The organism is Streptomyces sp. NH27, assembly GCF_056859195.1.
The window spans coordinates 1-4886 of sequence record NZ_JACEGK010000570.1; the positions used below are offsets into that span (position 1 = coordinate 1).

Below are 4886 nucleotides of genomic sequence, written 5' to 3' on the forward strand. Positions count from 1 at the left end.
CCTCCGCCGGCCCCGACCTCGTACAACGTCAACTCACTGCCGGTCAGCGGCTTCGGCGCGAGCTCCGACGAGCCGGCCATCGTCCCCCAGGGTCTGGGCAACTGGTGGTGGGACCGATCCAGCCCCAGCATCGGCGGCACGACCTACGACCACGGCATCACCGTCCACGCACCCTCCACGGTGAACATCGCCCTCAACCGCGCCTGCGTCTCCTACGATGCCCGCGCCGGCATCGACGACCTGGTCAGCCCGCTGTTCCGCACGTCGGTCACCTTCGCGGTGAACGCCGACGGGACCCGGCTGTGGTCCTCCGGCCCCGTCCACCCGGGCGACCCCGCCGTGCCGGTGCACGTCGACCTCACCGGCCGCAAGACGCTCCAACTCGTCGTCACGCCGACCTCGGGTGCCCTGTCGCTGGGCAACCTGGCGGACTGGGCCGACTCGGTGATCACCTGCGAGTGACCTGGGCGGGCGGCCCACCCCCGGCCGAGCGACCGGGGCCGGCAGCCCACCGCGGGGCATCACTTCACCGCACAGACCACCGCCGGGCGTCACTTCACCGCACAGACCCCGTCGGCGCACCCGTCGCCGTCGTTGTCACCGCTGTCGGCGCCCAGTTGGTCCCCCGCCGTGTCCTTCGCCACCTGCTCCAGCACGCGCAGGAACGTGGAGGTCTCCTGGCCGCCCTGGACCGCCCACTGCCCCTCGAAGACGAACGTCGGCACAGCGGTGATACCGATCTCGCGGGCCTGCGCGATGTCGGCGACAACCTCGTCCGTGAGGGCGTCGCCCTTGAGGAAGGCGGTCACCGCGGCGCGGTCGAGGCCGGCGGCGACGGCGGCGTCCGCGAGCCGGTCGGGGTCGCCGATGTCCAGGCCCTCGGCGAAGTGCCCGGTCATCAGGTTCCCCTTGAGCCGGTTCTGGGCGTCGGCGCCGTACTCTTCGAGCGCGAAGCGCAGCAACCGGTGGGCGAGCAGCGAGTTGTTCTCCAGCACGGAGTCGAAGTCGAAGGTGAGGCCCTCGGCGGCGCCGAGCTGGGTCAGCCGGTCGTCCATGGCGACGGCCTGGGGGCCGTATTTCGCGGCCAGCACCTCGCGGTGCGGACGGGGCTCGTGCGGGGCGTCCGGGTCGAGCTGGAACGGCCGGTAGACCACCTCGACCGCACTGCCCTGCGGAAATGCCGCCAGTGCGCGTTCGAAGCGGGACTTGCCGACGTAGCACCACGGACAGGCGATGTCCGAATAGATCTCGACCTTCACGGCACTCACTCCCAGGAAATCGTTAACGATTATCCGATTGAAACATCAATAACTCGTATCGGAAAACCCTACGACCCCGCCCGGCTATTCCCGCTCGCGCCTCACCTCCCGCTCGCGCCCTACCTCGCGCCCTACCTCCCGCTCCCGCTCTCCCGCCCGCTCCCGCGCCAGCCCGGCCAGCTCCGCCACCGCCTCCTGCCGGCTCAGTTCCGCCCCGCACGCGCGCTGCCGGGCCGACTCCTCCGCCGTGAACGCGGCCGCCGCCCGTGCCCGTACCGCGTCGTCCTGCGCCCGCTCGGGCAGCGTCCGGAACAGGGTGCCGCGGATCGCCTCCGCGGCACCGGACATCCGCAGCGCCGAGCGCACGTCGCCCAGCTCCGCCAGGATCTGCGCCGCCGTGTCGAACTGGGAGCCGACCACTGCCTCGGTGCAGTCCTCCTCGGTCGCCAGCCGCACCGCCTCGGCCGCTTCGTACAGCGCGGCCGGCAGGTCGCCCTCGGCGGCGGTGATCCGGGCGGACAGGCCGCGCAGCATCACGTGGAACATCGGCGGCGGGGTACCGTCGGCGATCCGCCCCACCGCCATCTCGTACAGCTCCCTGGCCTCCCGCACGGCGCCCTGCCGCAGCAGGAACATCGACCGCAGGTAGCGGATGTAGGTGCGGGCGTCCATCACCGCGTACCGCTCGGCCTCCTCCTCGGCCTGTTCCAGGAGTGCGCGGGCATTCTTGTCGTCGCCGCATCCGTGCGCCAGCTCGGCCATCCGTCCGAGCAGGAACGCGCCCTCGCTGAAGGCCCCCAGTTCACGGCCGAGCCGGTACGCCGCCTCGAAACCGGAGCGGGCCGCCGCGTAGTCACCGCGGAGCATCTCGATCTCGGCCCGGGCGCTGTGCACTTGGGCCTTGATCCAGCGGTCGTCCAGCCGGCCGTTGAGAACGCTCAGCTCCTCCCAGTCCCGATCGGCCAGCGCCGCGCCGCCGGGAGAGTCGACGGTCACGTGCAGCCGGAACATCAGCGCGGCGGCCAGCTCCCATTCGCCGCCGTTGGCACGGCAGTTGTTCACCACCCGGTCGGTCTCGGCGAGCACCAGCCGGCCACCACCGGACACGTAGAGGGTGAACGGCCACAGCATCCCCGGGAAGCGCGCGGCGGGCCGGCCGGCCACCCGGTAGGCGGCCGAGAGCCGTTTCACCATCGCCTTCACGTCCGGCGACGCCCACTGGCCCTCGGTGGCGCTGTCACCCTGGACGAACAGCAGCAGCAACTGCAGGTCGAGGCGCGGCCAGTACATCGGGGTGTCCGTGTCGTCCAGGTCGTCGACGCCGAGCGCAGCCGCCCGCGTGAGCCACCCGAGCGCCTCGTCACGGTAGTTGCGCAACCACCAGAACCAGCCCATGGCCAGCGTGATCGCGACCGCGTCGGCCTCCGCCCGGTGCTCCAGCGTGCGGTGCAACGCGGCCCTGACGTTGTCCAGTTCGGTCTCCAGCACCTCGAACCAGTGCAGTTGGTCGCTGCCGCGCAGTTGCGGATCGACGGTCTCGACCAGCTCGCGGAAGTACGCGGTGTGCCGCTCGCCGGCCGCGACCAGTTCGGCGGGATGCTCGCCGGCGCGCTCCAGGGCGTACTCGTGGATCGTCTCCAGCAGCCGGTAGCGGGTGCCGGCGGCGCGGTCGTGCTCGGCCACCACCAGTGACTTGTCGACGAGTTGGGCCACCGTGTCCAGCGCCTCCGGGCCGCACACCGCCTCGGCCGCGGCGAGCGTGCAGCCGCCGGCGAAGACGCTCAGCGTGCGCAGCGTCGTACGTTCCGGCTCGTCCAGCAGGTCCCAACTCCAGTCCACGACCGCGCGCAGGGTCTGCTGGCGCGGCAGGAGGATGCGGCTGCCGCCGGTGAGCAGCCGGAACCGGTCGTCGAGCCGGTCGGCGATCTGCCGCGGGGACAGCGCGCGCAGCCGGGCCGCGGCGAGTTCGATCGCCAGGGGGAGGCCGTCCAGCCTGCGGCAGATCTCGTGGACCGCGGCGGCGTCGGCGCCGGCGGCTTCAGTGCTGCTGTCGGTGCCGGCGGTGCCGGCGTACGTGTACGGGCCGGACGGGGCCTCGGAAGGGTCCGGGTACGGCGCCGCGTGCGGGCGGGCGGTCCGGGCGCGCTCGGCGAACAACCGGATCGCGGTCTGCGGCGGCAGCGGCTCCACCGGGCGGACCAACTCGCCCGGGACGCCGAGCGGTTCGCGGCTGGTGGCGAGGACGGTCAGGTCCGGGCAGCGGGCGAGCAGTTCCGCGGCCAGGTACGCGGCGGCCTCGATCAGGTGCTCGCAGTTGTCCAGCACCAGCAGCAGGCGGCGGCCGGTGCAGTACTCGACCAGCCGCTCCATCGGCTGCTCGACGTGCGGTTCGCCGCTCAGCGCGTCGCGGGCCGGGCCGAGAAGGAAGGTGTCCCGGCGGCCCAGCGCGCTCAGCACGGCATGCGGGATGGCGTACGGATCGTCCAGCGGGGCGAGTTCGGCCAGCCACACGCCGTCCGGGTAGCCGTCCTGCGCGGCCTCGGCCGCCTCCTGGGCCAGCCGGGTCTTGCCCGAGCCGCCGGGCCCGGTGAGCGTCACCATCCGCGCGGCCCGTATGTCGGCGCGGATCGCGGCGAGGTCGGTCTCCCGGCCGACGAAGCTGGTCAGCCGGGCCCGCAGGTTGCCACGCCGCAGGCGGGCCGACCGGGCGGCGCCGGCCCGGTGCGGGTCGGCGCTCGCGGCCGGCTCCCGCGCCGCCAGCAGTTCCGCGTGCAGCGCCCGCAACTCCGGGCCCGGGTCGGCACCGAGCGTGTCGGCGAGTACGGTCCTGGCCTCCTCGTACGCCATCAGGGCAGCCGCGCTACGGCCGGTCGCCCGCAGCGCGCGGATCAGCTGCGCGTGAAACGGCTCGTCCAGCGGGTGCGCGGCCACCGCCTCCCGCAGCGCGGGCAGTACGGCGGCGGTCTGCCCGCGGGCCAGTTCCGCCTCGAACTTCGAGCGGAGCACGGCCAGCCGCAGCGCGTCCGTGCGGGCCGCCGCGGCCTCCCGGTCCGGCAGGTCCGCCAGCGCCGGGCCGCGCCACAGGCCGAGCGCCTGGTCCAGGGTGCGGGCCGCACTGTCCGGGCGGCCGGCCCGCAGGTCGGCCTCGCCCGCGCGCAGCAGTGCCTCGAACGCGAACAGGTCGACGCTCTCGCGGGGTGTGTTCAGCCGGTATCCGCCCGGGTCCGACGTCACCGCGTCCCGGCCGAGGGCTTTGCGCAGGCGGGCGACCAGTGCTTGGAGGGCGCCCGCCGCATCGGCAGGGGGGTCTTGCGTCCAGACCTCGGCGATCAGGGTCTCGGGCCGGACCGGGCGGTTCGCGTGCGCGGCGAGGACGGTCAGGACCGTGCGGACCTTCGCACCGCCCAGCGGCAGGACGGTGCCGTCCTCCGACCTGGCCTCGGTCACCCCGAGCACGAAGTAGCGCACGCGAACCATTGTCCCTGCCTGGTGGCCGGGTGGAGGGGGCCGATCGTGCACCACCTCCGCCCGTCGGCGCTCGATCGCCGCGCCGGGCTTGCTCGTACGGCTCTCCGTGCGCCCGCCTGCGCTCGAACGCCAGGCGGGCCTGCTCGCACCGCGCGGGCT

At 73.6% G+C, this 4886-nt stretch carries 3 protein-coding genes; 1 reads left to right on the plus strand and 2 read right to left on the minus strand.

Translation table 11 applies throughout. The features are described from left to right. Positions 1 to 462: NPCBM/NEW2 domain-containing protein (locus AC13HU_RS32105; RefSeq protein WP_483045498.1), on the plus strand; the 462-nt coding region annotated here is incomplete at its 5' end. A gap of 89 nt (positions 463 to 551) precedes the next feature. On the opposite strand, the gene AC13HU_RS32110 is transcribed toward AC13HU_RS32105, so the two are convergent. Next, the gene (locus AC13HU_RS32110; RefSeq protein ID WP_483045499.1) at positions 552 to 1259 is read right to left on the minus strand and encodes a DsbA family oxidoreductase; all 708 of its coding nucleotides are present in this window, start codon (positions 1257 to 1259) and stop codon (positions 552 to 554) included. A gap of 84 nt (positions 1260 to 1343) precedes the next feature. Further along, a complete protein-coding gene (locus tag AC13HU_RS32115; protein WP_483045500.1) occupies positions 1344 to 4727 on the minus strand; it encodes an ATP-binding protein in 3384 nt (1127 codons plus the stop codon). Between the last annotated feature and the right edge of the window lie 159 nt (positions 4728 to 4886).